Genomic DNA, 17,041 nt, shown 5'->3' with positions numbered 1-17,041 from the left:
TCCTTCGACGCAGATACAGTTCCTGGAGACGGCATCGACCGCCGGCTATTGCTGCACGGCATAGCAGTCGATGTTTTTCTTCTTCAGCGCGCCACAGGCGTTGCGGGCGGCGTTCTTGGAGCCGAAGCCGCCGAAGCGCGCACGGTAATAGGTCACGCCGCCCTTCTCGAAAGCGACGGTGAAGCCGGAGGCATCCGCCAGCGCGCGTGGCGCCTGCTTCGTCGCCTTGTCGAGGAAAGCCTTCGCACCGTCCTGCGTGGGAGCGGACGCGACCTGCACGACCCAGCTGCCGGCGGCGACGGAGGACGTCGCCAGCGGATCGACCTGGGTTGCCTCGGCATAGGCGGTCATCGTCGCGGTCTTGGCTTCCGGCGTGGTGACCGTGGTTTCGGCCACGGCATTCACGGCCTCGGTCGCGGCGACCGGCTTGGGATCGGGCGTCGGCGCATGGCGCTTGGGCAGGAGGGCGGCAACCATCGGCTTGGCCGGAGCCTCGATTGTCTCTTCCCCGGTCGCCTCGGCCACCGCCATCGGTTCGGCCGAGTCGTTCCTTGCGATCAGTTCGCCACCGCCGCGCTTGCTGGCCTTCGGCAGGTAGGTGTGGATCAGGCTTGCCATCTGATTGTCGCGTGAACGGCCGCTCTTGCCGCCCATGACGACGGCGACCAGGCGACGCCCGTCGATTGCGACGGAACTGACCAGGTTGTAGCCGGAGGCGCGGGTGTAGCCGGTCTTGATGCCGTCCACGCCCTTGATGCGGCCGAGCAGGCGGTTGTGCCCGTTGATGACGCGCTTGCCGTAGCGGAACGAGCGCTGCGAGAAATAGCCGTAATACTGCGGGAAATGCTCGCGCAGCGCGATGCCGAGAACCGCCATGTCGCGCGCGGTGGTGAACTGGCCCGGATCGGGCAGGCCGTTGGCGTTGCGGAACACCGTGCCGTTCATGCCGAGCTTGCGGGCCTTCGCCGTCATCATCCGGGCGAAATTCTGCTCCGAGCCGCCGAGCATCTCGCCCAGCGCCGTCGAGGAATCGTTGGCCGACTTGGTCACCATGGACAGGATCGCCGTCTCGACGGTGACCGCGCCGCCCTTGCGGACACCGAGCTTGGTCGGGGGTTCGGCCGCAGCATTCGCCGAAAAGACGACTGGCGTGTCCTTGCTGATGCGCCCCTTCGCCAAGGCCTCGAAGGTGAGGTAGAGCGTCATCATCTTGGTCAGCGAAGCCGGATAGCGGCGGGCGTTGGCATCTTTCGAGTAGAGTGTCTTACCGGTCCTGGCGTCGACCACGATCGCCGCGGATTTCGCAGCCATGGAGGCACTCGCGTCGGCAACGACGACCGTAACCGCAAGCGCCAGGACGACGAACGCCTTGAAGGAAAGCTTTGACCTCGAAACGATACCCGACAACGCCTGACTCACTGTTACTTCCTTTGGATTTTCGTTGCCCTGGAGGCGGCAAAGGTCCTGCCTCCCTTTCGCCGCAGGCTAGCGCGGGCGACGTTACCAATCCGTTTATGGTAACCGGCGCGTTCACCATTTTTGCCGGGTTCGAGCCAATCTTTATGTGAATCTTAGCGATTGACGGCGCAGCCACGGGTTTTCGGATCGCATCTTGACTTTTTGTGCAGTGCAACATATCTTTTCTGGCATTGCACAAGACAGGTCTCCTGGACCTCGAAAGGAACGGACATGACCCAGAATTACGAAGACTTCAGCAAATTCGGCAAGGAATTCGCCGACACCGGCCTGACCAGCCTGGCTTCCTTCTCCAAGGGTGCGCAGACGCTCGCCGTCGAGGCGTCCGACTACACCAAGAAGAGCTTCGAGAACGGTTCCGCCTTCGTCGAGAAGCTGCTCTCGGCCAAGTCGTTCGAGAACGCCATCGAGATCCAGACCGACTACGTCAAGCAGTCCTACGAGTCCTTCGTCGCCGAGGCGACCAGGTTCGGCGAGCTTTACGCCGACCTCGCCCGCGATGCCTACAAGCCGTTCGAGTCGCTCGTCGCCAAGGCAAAGTAAGCAGTATCCTGTGTGATCGCGGGCCTTTTCGGCCCGCCCGAAGACCCGGCCGGCGGCGACGCGGCCGGGTTTTCGCGTTTATGCAGCCGCTTAAATCACGATCGCGAAAATCGACGCGGATTGGCATGCCCGCCATATTGTCAGCCAAACAGAAGGGCTTAAAATCCAGCATCGAACACCTACATGTTGTCGGGTTCGCATGGGGATTCGATCGGAACAGGTGACGTGAGCATCGGTCAGGCAGTCACGGGCAGTGCATCGCGCATGCAAAACGGCGGCGACGGTAACGGTACCGGGCGCGGAACAGCCGTCATCACGCGCACCAAGACCAAGACGAAGAAGCCCAGCCTCTACCGGGTTCTTATCCTCAACGACGACTACACTCCGATGGAGTTCGTGGTTCACGTGCTGGAACGTTTTTTCCAGAAGGACCGCGAAGCTGCCACGCGCATCATGCTCCATGTCCACAATCATGGAGTGGGCGAGTGCGGGGTTTATACCTACGAAGTGGCCGAGACGAAGGTGTCCCAGGTCATGGATTTCGCCCGACAGAACCAGCATCCGCTGCAATGCGTGATGGAAAAGAAGTGAGGATTTGATGCCTGCATTTTCGCAAGGGCTGGAGAAGGCGCTGCACCAGGCGCTGACGCTCGCCAACGAACGGCACCATGAATACGCAACGCTGGAGCACCTGCTGCTGGCGCTGATCGACGACACCGAGGCGGCCGCCGTCATGCGCGCCTGCAACGTCGATCTCGACGACCTGAAGCAGACCGTGCTGACCTATATCGATACCGAACTGGACAATCTCGTCACGGGCTATGACGAGGATTCCAAGCCGACCGCCGGCTTCCAGCGCGTCATCCAGCGCGCTGTGATCCACGTCCAGTCTTCCGGCCGCGAGGAAGTGTCGGGCGCCAACGTGCTCGTCGCCATCTTCGCCGAACGCGAGAGCCACGCCGCCTATTTCCTGCAAGAGCAGCAGATGACCCGCTATGACGCGGTCAACTACATCTCGCACGGCATCGCCAAGCGGCCCGGCTCGTCCGACAACCGCACACCCCGCGGCGCGGAAGACGAGCAGGGCGGCGCAAGCGGCGGCGAGCAGTCAGAGGACGGCGGCAAGAAGAAGCAGCAGGACGCGCTGACGGCCTATTGCGTCAACCTCAACCAGAAGGCCCGGTCCGGCAAGATCGACCCGCTCATCGGGCGCGGCCCGGAGATCAACCGCACCATCCAGGTGCTGTGCCGGCGCTCCAAGAACAATCCGCTCTATGTCGGCGATCCCGGCGTCGGCAAGACGGCCATCGCCGAGGGGTTGGCCAAGCGCATCGTCGAGGGCGACGTTCCCGAAGTGCTCCAGGACGCCACCATCTTCGCGCTTGACATGGGCACGCTGCTCGCCGGCACGCGCTATCGCGGCGATTTCGAGGAGCGGCTGAAGCAGGTCGTCAAGGAACTGGAGGACTATCCGGGCGCCGTCCTGTTCATCGACGAGATCCATACGGTGATCGGGGCAGGGGCCACCTCCGGCGGCGCCATGGATGCCTCCAACCTGTTGAAGCCGGCCCTGTCTTCGGGCGCCATCCGCTGCATCGGCTCGACCACCTACAAGGAGTTCCGGCAGTTCTTCGAGAAGGACCGCGCTCTCGTGCGCCGTTTCCAGAAGATCGACGTCAATGAGCCGTCGGTCGAGGACGCCATCGAGATCATGAAGGGGCTGAAGCCCTATTTCGAGGAGTTCCACAAGGTCAAGTACACCAACGACGCCATCAAGGGCGCGGTGGAACTGTCGGCCCGCTACATCAGCGACCGCAAGCTGCCGGACAAGGCGATCGACGTGATCGACGAAACCGGTGCCTCGCAGATGCTGTTGCCCGAGCCGAAGCGCAAGAAGACCATCGGCATCAAGGAGATCGAGGCGACCATCGCCACCATCGCCCGCATTCCGCCGAAAACCGTGTCGGCCGATGACGAGAAGGTTCTGGCCGGTCTCGACGTCGAGCTGAAGCGCGTCGTCTATGGCCAGGATACGGCGATCACCGCGCTGACCTCGGCGATCAAGCTGGCGCGGGCGGGCCTGCGCGAACCGGAAAAGCCGATCGGCTGCTACCTGTTCTCCGGCCCGACCGGCGTCGGCAAGACCGAGGTCGCCAAGCAGCTTGCCGCCTCGCTCGGCGTCGAGCTGCTACGCTTCGACATGTCGGAATATATGGAACGCCACACCGTCTCGCGGCTGATCGGCGCGCCTCCCGGCTATGTCGGCTTCGACCAGGGCGGCCTGTTGACCGACGGCGTCGACCAGCATCCGCACTGCGTGCTGCTGCTCGACGAGGTCGAGAAGGCGCATCCGGACCTGTTCAACATCCTGTTGCAGGTGATGGACCACGGCAAGCTGACCGATCACAACGGCAAGTCGATCGATTTCCGCAACGTGATCCTCATCATGACCACCAATGCGGGCGCATCCGACGCCCAGCGCGCGGCGATCGGCTTCGGTTCGACGAAGCGTGAAGGCGACGATGTCGAGGCGATCAACCGGCTGTTCACGCCGGAGTTCCGCAACCGTCTCGACGCCATCATCCCGTTCGGTTCGCTGCCGGTTCCGGTGGTGCATCAGGTCGTTCAGAAGTTCGTCATGCAGCTCGAGGCGCAGCTTGCCGACCGCGGCGTGACCTTCGAGCTGGCGCCGGAGGCGATCGCCTGGCTGGCCGACAAGGGCTACGACGAGCGCATGGGCGCGCGTCCGCTCGGCCGCGTCATCCAGGAGCACATCAAGAAGCCGCTGGCCGACGAAGTGCTGTTCGGCAAGCTGAAGAAGGGCGGCACGGTGCGCATCGGCGTCGAGAAGAAGGAAACCGGCGAGACCGGCCTGAAGCTCGAATCGCTGGCCGACGAGACGCCGGTGAAGCCGAAGAAGGAAGAGCCGGCCGACCGACCGAAGACCGCGCGCAAGGCTTCCGCGAAGAAGGCCGCGGCTACAAAGGCTGTCGCCAAGAAGCCAGAGCCAAAGGGCAAGGACGGCGGCAAGCGCAGCCTCGTGCCGCAACTGCCGCGTAAGAACTGAGCGCGGCGAAAGCCGATCAAAGAAAAAGCCCCGGCAACGGGGCTTTTTTGTTGCCGGGTCGCCGGACGCTATCCAGCCAACGCGGCCCTGATCTTCTCCGCATTCGCGGCCAGCACCTCCGGCTTTTCCATGGCGCCGGTGTGCGGCTTCAACGGGACGCCTTCGAAGCGGGGGATGACATGGACGTGCAGGTGGTAGACCGACTGGCCCGAAGCCGCTTCATTGAACTGCATGACGACAACGCCGTCCGCGTCGAAGGCGGTCTTCACCGCCCTGGCCAGTTTCTGGACCGTCGCGAAGAGCGCTCCGAAGATCGCCGGATCGGCATCGAGCAGGTTGCGCGACGGTGCTTTCGGCACCACCAGCGTATGGCCGATGCCCTGCGGCATCACGTCCATGAAGGCGATCGTCGCCTCGTCCTCGTAGACGCGATGCGAGGGAAGCTCGCCGCGCAGGATCTTCGCGAAGATATTGGTATCGTCGTAAGTCATTCTCTGCCTCTCGCCGTTGCGGCTCCGCTGTCCTATGGGTGAGTTATAGCCGTCCGGCACGCGGCATCAAACCGTCTGTGCGCAGGACCTGAGGGGCAAGGCCGAATGGCGTGGAATTATCTTTATCTGCTGGTCGCCATTGTCTTCGAGGTGCTGGCGACCACGGCGCTGAAGGAAACGCAGGGTTTTACGCGCCTCGTGCCCTCTCTGGTGACCGTGGTGGGCTATGGGCTCGCGTTCTATTTCCTGTCGCTGCCGCTGCGCACAATGCCTGTCGGCATCGTCTACGCACTGTGGTGCGGCGCCGGCATCATCATGATCACGGCCATAGGCTGGGTGTGGTTCCGCCAGCAGCTCGACCTGCCGGCGCTTGTCGGCATGGGGCTGATCATGGCGGGCGTCGTCGTCATCAACCTGTTCTCCAAGACTGTCGTGCACTGACGCATCAGGCGATGCCGGGCGCCTCGCCCTTTCGGAACGGCGTGTGCTCGTCGAGATAGTCGCTCATGGCGGCCACTTCGGAGCGCTCGCGCCTGAGATAGTCGGCGACGGCGCGCCGCAGGCCGGGATGAGCGATGTAATGCGCCGAATGCATGGTCACCGGGCGATAGCCGCGCGCCAGCTTGTGTTCTCCTTGAGCGCCCGCCTCGACCACCTTGAGCCCACGCTCGATGGCGAAGTCGATGGCCTGATGGTAGCAGACTTCGAAATGCAGGAAGGGATGATCCTCGATGCAGCCCCAGTTGCGACCGTAGAGCGCATCCGAGCCGATGAAGTTGATGGCGCCGGCGATGTAGCGGCCGTCGCGCTTAGCCATCACCAGAAGGATGTCGTCGGCCATGCGCTCGCCGATCAGCGAGAAGAATTTTCGGTTGAGGTAAGGGCGGCCCCACTTGCGGCCCCCGGTGTCCATGTAGAAGGCGAAGAAATCGTCCCAGGCGCGCTCGGTGATCGCCTTGCCGGTCAGCCGCTCGATGGCGATGCCGCCTGCGAGCGCCTCGCGCCGCTCCTTCTTCAGTGCCTTGCGTTTGCGGGAGGCGAGCGTGGCGAGGAAGTCGTCGTAGCTGGCAAAACCCTCGTTGAAGAAGTGGAACTGCTTGTCGGTGCGATGCAGGAAGTCGGCCTGTTCCAGCGCCGGCATGTCGGATTCCGGCAGGAAGGTGATGTGGGCGGAAGAGACGCCGAGCCGGTCCGTCACCGCCTTCAACGCCGCCGCCAGCCCGGCCTTGACCGAAGCCTCGTCCTCGCCGTGGCTGACCAGCAGGCGCGGGCCGGTGACCGGGGTAAACGGCACGGAGCATTGCAGCTTGGGATAGTAGCTGCCGCCTGCCCGCTCGAAAGCGTCGGCCCAGCCGTGGTCGAAGACATACTCGCCCTGGCTGTGCGACTTGGCGTAGCAGGGCAGGGCGCCAAGCAGCCTGCCGTCGCCGCTCTCCAGGCGAAGATGATGCGCTTGCCAGCCGGTGCGCTGCACGGCGCAGCCGGACTCCTCCAACGCACTCAGAAAAGCAAAGGAAAGGAACGGGTTGTAGCCGGCTGCCGACGTTCTCGTTGTGCCGCCGAGATTGTCCCACTCATCGCGGGTGAAAGCGCCTATGCCGGCGGCAGCACGCACGGCATAGCCCGTCGCACCCGCTCCCGCAGACTCCTCGCCCTGATCCATGCGCCTTACTTAAGCCTGCCGCGCAGCCATGCAAGAGATGAGGCGTTCATCAAGCCAGCCGCATCGTCTCCGGCTCGAAGCCCTCGAACGTCATCTGGTCGGCATAGCGGAAGGTGATGTCGATCGCCGGCTGGTCGCGGATGGTCCAGGTGATGACCGGCATCTTCAGCCTGTCGCGCACGAACGTCACGAACGGGTTCGGCAGGTCGCCCGCAGCATAGGAGGTGAAGGCGAGATCGTGCGCCAGCATGGAGAAATGCGCCTCGATCAGTTTGTTTTCGCGGCCGTAGGCGGTCAGCCCGCCGGGAATGCCGGGCACATCCCTGGCAAAGTCGCGGATCAGCCAGTGATCGAACGACATGATGGCGACCTTGCCCTTGTAGGTCTTGAGCAGCGCCCCGACGCTGGCCACCAGCCCGGTGTCGTGACCGGGCGTCCCTTTCAATTCGACCACCAGCGGCACGCGCCCCGCCACCAGCGCCAGAACCTCTGCCAGCGTCGGCACGTGGTCGGCGGTGCCGCCGACGCGCAGGGTGGCGAGTTCGGCCACCGTTCGCTGCCAGACGAAACCGTCGGTGCCGGTCAGGCGCTTGAGGTCGTCGTCGTGGATGACCACCGGCACGTTATCGGCCGACAGATGCACGTCGCATTCGATGGCGTAGCCGCGCTCGGCGGCGGCGGCGAAGGCCGACAGCGTGTTTTCCCAACGCCTGTCGTTGAGATCGTGATAGCCGCGATGCGCCACCGGCTTGGCGGTCAGCCAGGAAAGGTCGTCCATCTTGCCTACTCGACCTCGAGGACGGCTTCGACCTCGACTGCGGCGTTCAGGGGCAGGGCCGCCATGCCGACGGCGACGCGCGCATGCTTGCCACGCTCGCCGAGCACATTGGCGAACAGGTCCGAGGCGCCGTTGCCGACGAGGTGCTGTTCGGTGAAGTTCGGCGTCGAGGCGACATAGATGTTGATCTTGACCAGCCGGCGGATCTTTTCGAGGTCGCCGAGCGCGGCCTTCGCCTGCGCCAGCACATTGATGGCGCACAGCCGCGCCGCTTCCTGCCCGCCGGCGGTATCGACGTCGCGGCCGAGCAGGCCGGTCACGGCGAGCTTGCCGTCCTTGATGGGCAGTTGCCCGGACGGGAACAGAAGATTGCCGCTGCGCACGAACGGCACATAGTTGGCGGCCGGGGCCGCTGCTGCGGGGAGCACGATGCCCAGATCGCTCAGCCGCTTTTCGATTGTTTCGCCCATGTGAATTCCCTATTGCTTGATGACGCCTGCGTCGGCTGGGCTGAAATTGCTATTTTTGCCTCGCTTCCGCCACGACTTTTTTTAAGCTGGACCACCTTTCCTCGGCGGCTGCCATCAGTCGCAAGACCGGAGTTCTCCATGCGCGCACCGCGCCTTGCCTTTCTCTCCGCCGTTGCCTTTGCCGTCGCGCCGACGGCGTCGGCCTGGGCGGTCGTGCCGCTGCAGCCGCATCGCGCCGTCTACGATCTCTCGCTCGACAAGGCTTCCGACCGCTCCGGCATCACCGGGATCACCGGGCGCATGGTCTACGAATTCAACGGTTCGCCCTGCGAAGGCTACACCGTCAAGTTCCGCATGGTGACCGAGATCGCGACGACCGACACGTCCCGGATGACGGACCAGCAGACGACGACCTTCGAGGATGCGAAGGGCAAGACCTTCTCGTTCGTGACCAAATCCTTCGTCGACCAGGCGCTCGACAAGGAGGTCAAGGGAACGGCCACCAAGGAGCCGAACGGCCTCAAGGTCCAGCTCGAAAAGCCGCAGAAAACCAGCCTCGACCTGGCGGCGACGCAATTTCCCACGCAGCAACTGGTCGAGATGATCGGCAAGGCGGAGAAGGGCGAGAGTTTCTACCAGACCAGCCTGTTCGACGGCTCGGACGACGCCGACAAGGTGATGACCACAACCGTCGTCGTCGGCAAGCCGGCCGCTGCCGCCAAGGACGATCCGGAGCTTCCGGTTCTGGCCAAACTCTCCAAGGATAAGGTCTGGCCCGTCGACATCGCCTATTTCGACGAAAGCAAGAAAGACAGCGGCGAGGAAACGCCGGAATACCGTATTTCCTTCAAGCTGCACGAGAACGGCATCACCCGCGACATGGTGATGGACTACGGCGATTTCTCCATGGCGGGCAAGCTGGTCAACCTTTCGCTGTTCGATCCGGCGCCGCAGAAGACCTGCAACCAGTAGGCCCGCCAGCCGCCATGGCGGTCTATGTCGACGCCGCGATCTGGAACTATGCCGGCCGCCGCTGGTGCCATCTGCTCGCCGACGACATGGATGAGTTGCATCGCTTCGCCGCACAGCTCGGGATCAAGGGCTCGTCCTATCAGGGGCCGCCCAAGACGTCGGCGCCGCACTACGACATCACCGGTTTCGAGCGCGACCGCGCCGTCAGGCTGGGCGCCGTCGAATGCAGCCGTGAGGAGATCGTGGCGGTGTTCCGGCGCGTGCGCGTGAAGAACGGCAAGCAGCGGACATGAGCCGGCATCCGCGGTAAAAGACTTCAGCCGGCGGTCGGCCGGATCGTGCAGGTCGCCGCGGTAAAGGCGCCGTCGGGCTGTCGCATGACGATATCGAAGGAGGCATCCTTGTCTTCGTCGGCCGTCACCTGCGTCAGCGAGATGCTGTTGCCGCCGGAGGTGAAGCCGCCGAGCGGTCCCAGCCAGGCCAGCTCTCCGTTGCGGTCGATCTGGTAGTTATAGCCCTGCGCGGCCCTGCCGCCATAGGTCGGCCCGCTATAGACCTTGTCCTTGATGGTGATGGTGCCGAGATCGAGGAACAGGCCGAGCAGATAGGCCTCGCAATGGTAGGAGCCGTCCGGCAGCGTGCCTTCGGCTATGTCGGCGCGGACGCCGCCTTGTTGCGCCAGCAGCAAAAGGATGGCCGTACCGCCGGTTCCAGCCAATCGGCAGGCGGCTTTCCAGGTTGCGGGACCGTATCGCGGCATGGCCTTCCTCTATTTTCCGGCTCGCCAGCCGGCACGCCCGCCATCGAGGACTGAAAGGCGGGGTTTCGCAAGAGGATTCGCCCGCCGGCGCCTCCTGCATAACCGGTCCGGTTGCGTTATTCTTACCTTGGTCATGGTGAGTCGGCCGCTTTTTCCGAGTTCGGTTTGGGGCAGATCGAGAAGGAAGCGGCGGCGGCAAGCTCCACGCAAGCGCCCGTTCCTAGCATCCTTCGAGAGCCGCGTTGGTTCGTTCGACGCAGGGGAGGGCACCGATGGAGCGTTTTCTCGAGGACTACCAGAAGCAAAGGCTGACGGAGCGCTTCGACATCATGACCGCCGTCAACATCCTGAAATCGCGCGGTCTGGACGACGACGAACTGATCCGCGAGATCACGCGCGTCTTCTATGTCGACCTCGACGCCTACAACGAGATCGTCCAGGCGGCCGCCTGAGCGCGGCGGCACGAGCGCCCGGCACTGCGGTGGGGAAAGCGTTCGGGCGGCTGCCTCAGTCGTAGAGGTTATATTTCGACCATTCGTCCTTCGGGATCGGCTCGCCGACGCGGTAGCGGAAATCGAGCACGGTCATGTGGTCCGGTGCGGTCCGGCACTTGAACTTCAGCCTGTACCACTCGCCCTTGCTGCGGAAGGCGGCTCCGGGACTGCGGATCGAATCCTTGTGCATTTCAGGCGTGGCGAAGGCGTAGGCCACCACCCGGTCGGCTTCGAACTGCGGGTCGTCGTGGGTGATGCGGTCGAGCACTTCGGCGTCGCAACGCTGCTCGAGCCTGGTTTCGGGATCGAGCTTCAGAAGGCCGGTGCGCAAGGTGTTGCTCATCGCGCTTGCCGGACCGACAGTGATGAGGCCGACAAGCGCTGCGACGCAGATCGTTTTCATGGAACGGAGAATCACCAGATTTCGAGCCGGAGATCAATCCTGCCGGCCTGGAAAGCGTGGATTGTCGCCATGTCGGCGAAACAACGGGCTTCGTGGTTGCGACGGCAAACCCCATGCCGATCAACGCTTTGATGCCCAACCTTCGCTTTCCATTTGACTTTCCTTGAGCCTTACCGGCTGTTCGCCTGTGTCAGCCTGCACACCGGCGCCTTCACCGAAAAGGGCGGTGCGGCGGCATTCACCAGCTCCAGCCATCGATCCGGCGATGAACCCCGACAATCTGCATTTGCTCCAGAGCAGCGCAGGGGCGATGGCGACGGTTGACGCGGCCGCTGCCGCTGCCTACAGCAATGGGCCGCGACCCGGCTGTGAGAATTTCCGGCGTCAACCAACGCCGGGCGATCCATTTCGTCCGGTCGCGGATACCGAGGTGATTGAAAAATCACCATGGAGGGATGGCCGAGCGGTTTAAGGCACCGGTCTTGAAAACCGGCGAGGCAGCAATGTCTCCGTGGGTTCGAATCCCACTCCCTCCGCCAAGCCCCGTATGTTCTAGCATCATATCGTTGACATAAGACGTTGAAAACGCCGAATTATTCGACGTTTTGATGAGGTCTTGTCGACCAAAGCATCCCATATCCTACCATCTTATACCCGTTGAAAGCGGGGTATTTTCCGGGGTATCGTCGGCAATAAACCGGGTATCCGAAGGAAAACCAGCCATGGCGAATTTGACCGACGCGCGCATTAGGGCCGCAAAGGCGGCGGAAAAGCCCTACAAACTGGCAGACGGTGGTGGCCTCCACCTTTTTGTCAGCCCGGCCGGCGGCAAACTGTGGCGCTACCGATATATGTTCGGCGGGAAAGAAAAGTTGCTTTCCCTTGGCGCATACCCCGATCTTTCGTTGGCAGTGGCCCGCGAAGCGCGCGACGGCGCAAAGGCCACGTTGAAAGCTGGCCGTGATCCCAGCATCGTCAAGAAACTTGGCAAACTCGCCAGCGCGCAAAGCACGGCTAACACGTTCGAGGCCATCGGCCGCGAATGGTACGAGCTTCAAAAGCCGCAATGGACGGAACGCCACGCGGCCGACGTGCTGACCAGCCTTGAACGTGACGTGTTTCCGACGTTCGGGAATATTCCGATTGAAGACATTACGGCCGCCGACATGCTGGCGCTGCTTCGGCCGATTGAGAAGCGTGAGGCCAAGGAAACGGCCCGCCGCATCCGGCAGCGCATGTCAGCCATCTTCGTTTATGCCATCGCTTCCGGCCGGGCGGCGAATGATCCAGCGGCCATCGTCAAGGGCGCCATGGCCCCGATGAAAAAGGGCCGCCAGCCGGCCATCACGAATTTGGACGACGCGCGCGCCATGCTGCGCAAAGCCGATGCCGAAGCGGCGCATCCCGTCACAAAGCTGGCCTTGCGGCTGCTCGCCTTGACCGTCGTGCGGCCCGGCACGTTGGCCGCGACGCCTTGGGCCGAATGGACGAACCTCGATCCCGACTTGCCGCTTTGGCATATCCCAGCGGAACGCATGAAGCTGCGATTGCAGCACAAAGACGATGAGGCGCGCGATTTCCTTGTGCCACTGTCGCGGCAGGCGGCCGACGCCATTGCCACCTTGCGTGTCCTGACGGGCCGTGGCCCGCTCGCTTTCCCAAACGCCCGTCACGCCCACAAGCCAATGAGCGAGAATGCCATGGGGTATCTGCTCAATAGGGCAGGGTATCACCACAAGCATGTTCCCCATGGCTGGCGGGCCACCTTTTCATCCGTGATGAACGAACGCTATCCGGCGGATCGGCACATCATAGATTTGATGCTGGCCCATGTGCCGAAAGACAAGGTGGAAGGCGCGTATAACCGGGCGCAGTATTTGGACCGCCGCCGCGAGCTTGCGCAGGCATGGGCCGATTTGATCCTCAAGGATGCGGCGGACCCGGTTGACCTCTTGATCGGGCCGCGCCGGTAGGGTGGCCGGATAGGTAAAATTGCCATACGCAAGGCAACTCGCCGTTGAAATTTGCCGGTTATCGTGGCCGAATGAAATCGGGCGCGCTCACCTTTCCCGTTGCTATGCTGCTAATCGGCGCTGGCGGCGTCGGCTATTTCTCCGATGACCTTGCGGCCGGCGCGATGCGATTGAAGCCGGGGGCGTCTTGCCGGATCAAGGGAAACGTCTCAATCAATACCGGTGAGCACATCTATCACGTGCCCGGGCAAGAGCACTACAGCGAAACCCGCATCAGCCCGGAATACGGGGAACGCTGGTTTTGCACCGAAGCCGATGCGCGGGCGGCCGGCTGGCGACGAGCGAAGCGGTAGCCTCAAAACCGCTCATATCGGCGTCGATCTTCGGCAGCTTCTCGCAAATCCCGGTCATACGCCCGGTACTTCTCCGAAGTCATCATACGGAACCAATGGATGACGTGGGCGAGCGCCCACATTGCGATATGAAACGCCACGAACGCGCCAATCCCGTAGATGATTGCGCTCATTTCTCTACCCCGCCCAATCGGCGACACCGCCGGCAACCGCGACGTTTAAACGGCTCCCGTTTTCTGTCAAATCGCCGTTTCGGCCACCATTAATCCCCAATCCAGCTATTCATCGCTTTCTTTCGGGCGCGCGGGTAGATAGGTGCCCGGCATTCCGGGCGAAAGGCCCCGACGAAAGAATAAATTCCTCGCGTTTCGTGGCCATACGGGCGCATAATTATCTAGACTGACAAATCTGGTAGTGCCCGGATTTGCCCCTCTACGCGAACACCCCGGCCTCGATCCCGCCGGGCCGCCGACAAACCGGACCCGCGATAGCGTCCGGCCCTTTCCCGGATCGATCCCCCTAATCTGCCGGTGGCAAACCCGCTGTCGGCATATCGCGAAAGGAATAGGCCGATGGCCGCCAATATTATCGATCTCGCTGCCGTCGCTGGTTGCGAACCGCTGCTGACAACCAAGCAGGCCGCCGCCTTGCTTGGCTACGCCCCGCAAACCCTTGCGAACATGCGCGCCGCCGGGCGCGGTCCCGCGTTTATCAAGCTGGGAAACGGGGCGACCCGCTACAAGCCGAGCGCAATTCGCGATTGGGCCGGCGGCGCGACGACCGTACACGAAGCGGCGTGACGTTTAAACGCGCAAAGAAAAAGCCGACCGCGTTTTTGGGAACCCGCGACCGGCTTTCAGTTCAACCCTAGAAATTCCACAACCGCCATGATGACCGATCAAAGCAATTGTATAACGGCCATCCGAGAAAGGGAAAACAGATGTCCGTAGAACAAAAACAGAATAGCAATTCTTTTGCCGATATTCAAGAAAAATTGCCGGGTAAGACTTTAAAAAATTCACCCATACGCTCGGCGATACCTACGATCCCGGTGTGGCTGTCGGCGGCTATCGCCGAGGCATACACGGCCAACGAGCCGGCCAAGCAACTCACGGCGGCGGTCGAACTGGACACCGACGAGGCGTGCGATGCCGCGTTGCGCTATCTCGCCGACGCGCCGGCCAGTGTCGAGGGACAGGGCGGCAACGACAACGCCTACCGGATCGCCTGCCACCTGAAAGACCTCGGCCTTTCGGAACCGGTGGCGCTCGACTTCATGGACAACCTGTCGGATTGGAACGAGCGCTGCGCCCCGCCGTGGGAGCGCGACGACCTCGCCGACATTCTCGGCCACGCCTACAGCTACGGCCAGAACTCGCCCGGCGCCAAAAGCGCCGCCGCCGACTTCGACATCATCACCGATTGGGACGAGCCGGCGAACGACAACCCGGCGCCGACCGACGACAACCGATTGTCGGATGCACGCCGCACACTGGCACGGGCTACCCTCAATCTTGCCGCGCTGGCGGGCACCGCGCCGCCACCGCGCGAATGGCTTGTGCAGGATTGGGTGCCGGCCGATGTCGTGACGTTGTTCTACGGTGACGGCGGCACGGGCAAAAGCTTGGCGGCGCTGCAACTCGCCGCTGCCGTGGCCACGGGCGAACCGTGGTTCGGCATTCCGGTTAAAGCCGGTCGGGCGCTCTACGTCACGGCGGAAGACGATGCGAGCGAATTGCACCGCCGGCTTACCGACATTGCCAGCGAACAGGGCGTCGGACTGGCAGAACTGGCGGGAAAGCTGGCCGTTGTGTCGCTCGCCGCCGACGATCCCACATTGGCGCAAGCGAGCGGCGACGGGCCGCTCAAATTCACCAAGCTATGGCACGCGCTGGCGGCCACGATTGCAGAATTGAAACCGCGTCTTGTCGTGCTGGATACGCTGGCCGATGTCTTCGCCGGTAACGAGAATATCCGAGCGCAGGCGCGCGCGTTTATCGGAAAGCTGCGCAAGATCGGCATCGACTGCAAAACCAACATCGTCGTGCTTGCGCATCCGAGCCGCGACGGCCTCAAAGTGCAGGGCAACAGCGCCGCCGCCGGATCGTCCGGTTCAACGGCGTGGCACAATTCGGTTCGGTCGCGTTTGGTGCTTGAACGGGACGACAAGACCGGCTTGCGCACGCTGCACGTCGCCAAGTCCAACTATGGCGGCGTCGGTGCTTCCGTCCAGTTGCGGTGGCACGCGGGCGCATTTGTCCTTGCTGGCGGAACGGTTTCGCAGGCGGAAGCGAACGCCGAAGCGGATCGCGTGTTCCTCGACATGCTGGACCGGTATACGGCGGAAGGCCGTCACGTTAGCCCCAATCCCGGCAAGACCTACGCCCCCAGCGTCTTCGCAGACGATGGCCGGTCGGGCATGTCCGATAGTAGAGCGCTTGCCGACGCCATGAACCGGCTGTTCGGTGCCGGCGCCATCCGGGTTGTCGAGGACGGGCCGCCCTCGAAACGGCGCGAACATATCGCCCGATCCGAGCCAGCCGCCGGCCAACTGGCCGAAGCGGCGTAAGGTGCCCAGCATATGATATCGATAGTTATCGATGACACTTCCAACGCTTCCAACGCCATTTCCGTTGGAAATTGCCGGCATGTTAAAAGCCATATGGCGCAAGGCTTTGAGGGCAATTCCAACGGATTTCCAACGGCAAAACGGAGCGTTGGAAGGCGTTGGAAGGCCACTGCGCTGAAAGCCTTGTGGCGCACGGGGTTGAGGGCGGTTCCAACGGATTTCCAACGCCTTCTAACGGGGTTCCTTCCAACCCCCCATACCCCCCCCGGGGCGTTGGAAGCGCCCCCGGCCGGGGGACCGGGCGCTACCAACACCCATCCGCCGTGACCGGAAGCGCGAACGCGGTGGCAGAAAATTCCTTCCGTTTGGATGGCAGCCCGCGCGGTTCGCTCTTGTCGCCGGTTCGCCTCGACGCCGGACGGAAGGGCAGGGGCGGCGCGTCGGCGGTTCGGGAGAGGCGATCCGGCCGGCTGGCGATGCACATTCCAGCGATCCGGCAAGTTACGTTCCGGCGAACCGGCGCGAAAAATCGACGTAGGTGGCCAATCGTCGTTTCCGGGGTCCCCGATAGTCACCGGCCGTCGCGCGTGCGCGCGCAAGATCGCTTGCCGTTTGCTGGACGCCTTCGCCTTGACTCACAGCCGGCCGCTGGACTCGATTGGCCCTCTTGCCGGTATCCGGGCGCCCGCAATGGCGTGGCAGCGTCCTACGGCCATCTGTGAGTCAAAGAGAGGCATTTATCGCTTGCGGCGGTTGTCCACCACGCCGTCACCTTCGCACGCATCGCACCGATGGCCGTCGCCTCGACCGGTCCCGTCGCAAGCCGGGCAGGGCCGCCAATCGGTTTCAGCCATGCGGCTACCGATAACGCCGTCGCATCGCCGACGCTGGTCAACCTGCTTGTTGCAACGCCCATTGATTGCGGCGGCGTCGTGTACGTGACGGCCGCATTTCTCACAAACCCCTGCCGGATACCGCATAGCTTGATCCCACTTGCTCCGTTGTAGACCTCCGTTGGCCGCTTGCCAG

General features: G+C 63.1%; 19 protein-coding genes and 1 tRNA gene. 12 read left to right on the top strand and 8 right to left on the bottom strand.

Features of this window, described 5'->3' with window-relative positions:
- Positions 1–45: 45 nt before the first annotated feature.
- Positions 46–1,419: a D-alanyl-D-alanine carboxypeptidase family protein gene (locus tag FGU64_RS04650; protein WP_139951076.1), complete on the bottom strand. Its 1,374-nt coding sequence runs from the start codon at positions 1,417–1,419 to the stop codon at positions 46–48.
- A 270-nt stretch (positions 1,420–1,689) separates the two neighbouring features.
- Between FGU64_RS04650 and FGU64_RS04645 the strand changes: the two genes are divergently transcribed.
- The 3 genes from FGU64_RS04645 (at position 1,690) to clpA (ending at position 5,086) form a co-directional block, all read left to right on the top strand.
- Positions 1,690–2,019 carry a phasin family protein gene (locus FGU64_RS04645; RefSeq protein WP_139951075.1) on the top strand — a complete coding sequence of 110 codons (330 nt, stop codon included), beginning with the start codon at positions 1,690–1,692 and terminating at the stop codon, positions 2,017–2,019.
- Positions 2,020–2,283: 264 nt separating this feature from the next.
- Positions 2,284–2,610: an ATP-dependent Clp protease adapter ClpS gene (gene clpS / locus FGU64_RS04640; RefSeq protein ID WP_054310906.1), complete on the top strand. Its 327-nt coding sequence runs from the start codon at positions 2,284–2,286 to the stop codon at positions 2,608–2,610.
- 7 nt (positions 2,611–2,617) lie between these two features.
- On the top strand, positions 2,618–5,086 hold the full coding sequence (gene clpA / locus FGU64_RS04635; RefSeq protein WP_139951074.1) for an ATP-dependent Clp protease ATP-binding subunit ClpA: 2,469 nt from the start codon (positions 2,618–2,620) through the stop codon (positions 5,084–5,086).
- Positions 5,087–5,154: 68 nt separating this feature from the next.
- Here the strand turns inward: clpA and FGU64_RS04630 are convergent, their stop codons facing one another.
- On the bottom strand, positions 5,155–5,577 hold the full coding sequence (locus FGU64_RS04630) for an HIT family protein (RefSeq protein ID WP_139951073.1): 423 nt from the start codon (positions 5,575–5,577) through the stop codon (positions 5,155–5,157).
- Between the two features lie 105 nt (positions 5,578–5,682).
- On the opposite strand from FGU64_RS04630, the gene FGU64_RS04625 reads away from it, so the two are divergent.
- The gene (locus FGU64_RS04625; RefSeq protein ID WP_139951072.1) at positions 5,683–6,018 is read left to right on the top strand and encodes a multidrug efflux SMR transporter; all 336 of its coding nucleotides are present in this window, start codon (positions 5,683–5,685) and stop codon (positions 6,016–6,018) included.
- Between the two features lie 4 nt (positions 6,019–6,022).
- On the opposite strand, the gene FGU64_RS04620 is transcribed toward FGU64_RS04625, so the two are convergent.
- The 3 genes from FGU64_RS04620 to FGU64_RS04610 are packed head-to-tail and all read right to left on the bottom strand — an operon-like array spanning position 6,023 to position 8,488.
- Complete coding sequence (locus tag FGU64_RS04620) at positions 6,023–7,240, bottom strand: GNAT family N-acetyltransferase (RefSeq protein ID WP_139951071.1); 1,218 nt, start codon at positions 7,238–7,240, stop codon at positions 6,023–6,025.
- 49 nt (positions 7,241–7,289) lie between these two features.
- Positions 7,290–8,018: a glycerophosphodiester phosphodiesterase gene (locus FGU64_RS04615; protein ID WP_139951070.1), complete on the bottom strand. Its 729-nt coding sequence runs from the start codon at positions 8,016–8,018 to the stop codon at positions 7,290–7,292.
- Positions 8,019–8,023: 5 nt separating this feature from the next.
- Positions 8,024–8,488: a RidA family protein gene (locus tag FGU64_RS04610; RefSeq protein WP_136353450.1), complete on the bottom strand. Its 465-nt coding sequence runs from the start codon at positions 8,486–8,488 to the stop codon at positions 8,024–8,026.
- Between the two features lie 138 nt (positions 8,489–8,626).
- Between FGU64_RS04610 and FGU64_RS04605 the strand changes: the two genes are divergently transcribed.
- Together FGU64_RS04605 and FGU64_RS04600 are read left to right on the top strand one after the other, a co-directional pair.
- Complete coding sequence (locus FGU64_RS04605) at positions 8,627–9,460, top strand: cell envelope integrity EipB family protein (protein ID WP_139951069.1); 834 nt, start codon at positions 8,627–8,629, stop codon at positions 9,458–9,460.
- Between the two features lie 14 nt (positions 9,461–9,474).
- Positions 9,475–9,753, top strand: coding sequence for a DUF4031 domain-containing protein (locus FGU64_RS04600; protein ID WP_139951068.1), 279 nt, complete (start codon positions 9,475–9,477; stop codon positions 9,751–9,753).
- Between the two features lie 23 nt (positions 9,754–9,776).
- Here the strand turns inward: FGU64_RS04600 and FGU64_RS04595 are convergent, their stop codons facing one another.
- Complete coding sequence (locus FGU64_RS04595) at positions 9,777–10,178, bottom strand: hypothetical protein (protein WP_139951067.1); 402 nt, start codon at positions 10,176–10,178, stop codon at positions 9,777–9,779.
- Positions 10,179–10,492: 314 nt separating this feature from the next.
- On the opposite strand from FGU64_RS04595, the gene FGU64_RS04590 reads away from it, so the two are divergent.
- On the top strand, positions 10,493–10,672 hold the full coding sequence (locus tag FGU64_RS04590) for a hypothetical protein (RefSeq protein ID WP_136353456.1): 180 nt from the start codon (positions 10,493–10,495) through the stop codon (positions 10,670–10,672).
- A 55-nt stretch (positions 10,673–10,727) separates the two neighbouring features.
- Here the strand turns inward: FGU64_RS04590 and FGU64_RS04585 are convergent, their stop codons facing one another.
- A complete protein-coding gene (locus FGU64_RS04585) occupies positions 10,728–11,117 on the bottom strand; it encodes a DUF930 domain-containing protein (RefSeq protein WP_139951066.1) in 390 nt (129 codons plus the stop codon).
- A 449-nt stretch (positions 11,118–11,566) separates the two neighbouring features.
- Between FGU64_RS04585 and FGU64_RS04580 the strand changes: the two genes are divergently transcribed.
- The 3 genes from FGU64_RS04580 (at position 11,567) to FGU64_RS04570 (ending at position 13,443) form a co-directional block, all read left to right on the top strand.
- Positions 11,567–11,656: transfer RNA gene (locus FGU64_RS04580), tRNA-Ser, on the top strand.
- A gap of 183 nt (positions 11,657–11,839) precedes the next feature.
- Positions 11,840–13,090: an integrase arm-type DNA-binding domain-containing protein gene (locus FGU64_RS04575; RefSeq protein WP_139951065.1), complete on the top strand. Its 1,251-nt coding sequence runs from the start codon at positions 11,840–11,842 to the stop codon at positions 13,088–13,090.
- Between the two features lie 71 nt (positions 13,091–13,161).
- Positions 13,162–13,443: a hypothetical protein gene (locus FGU64_RS04570; RefSeq protein ID WP_348639793.1), complete on the top strand. Its 282-nt coding sequence runs from the start codon at positions 13,162–13,164 to the stop codon at positions 13,441–13,443.
- Positions 13,444–13,445: 2 nt separating this feature from the next.
- Here the strand turns inward: FGU64_RS04570 and FGU64_RS23200 are convergent, their stop codons facing one another.
- Positions 13,446–13,616: a hypothetical protein gene (locus tag FGU64_RS23200; protein WP_180375631.1), complete on the bottom strand. Its 171-nt coding sequence runs from the start codon at positions 13,614–13,616 to the stop codon at positions 13,446–13,448.
- Positions 13,617–14,015: 399 nt separating this feature from the next.
- Here FGU64_RS23200 and FGU64_RS04565 point away from each other — a divergent pair, with 399 nt between their 5' ends.
- Positions 14,016–14,243, top strand: coding sequence for a helix-turn-helix domain-containing protein (locus FGU64_RS04565; RefSeq protein WP_139951063.1), 228 nt, complete (start codon positions 14,016–14,018; stop codon positions 14,241–14,243).
- 251 nt (positions 14,244–14,494) lie between these two features.
- Positions 14,495–16,012, top strand: a complete 1,518-nt coding sequence (locus FGU64_RS04560) for an AAA family ATPase (RefSeq protein WP_180375630.1) — start codon at positions 14,495–14,497, stop codon at positions 16,010–16,012.
- Positions 16,013–17,041: the final 1,029 nt, after the last annotated feature.

Origin of the sequence: Mesorhizobium sp. 8 (genome assembly GCF_006351905.1) — a bacterium.
GTDB classification, from domain to species: domain Bacteria; phylum Pseudomonadota; class Alphaproteobacteria; order Rhizobiales; family Rhizobiaceae; genus Mesorhizobium; species Mesorhizobium composti.
The sequence above is the reverse complement of the archived record's forward strand: the minus strand, read 5'-3'. Positions and strand labels throughout refer to the sequence as shown.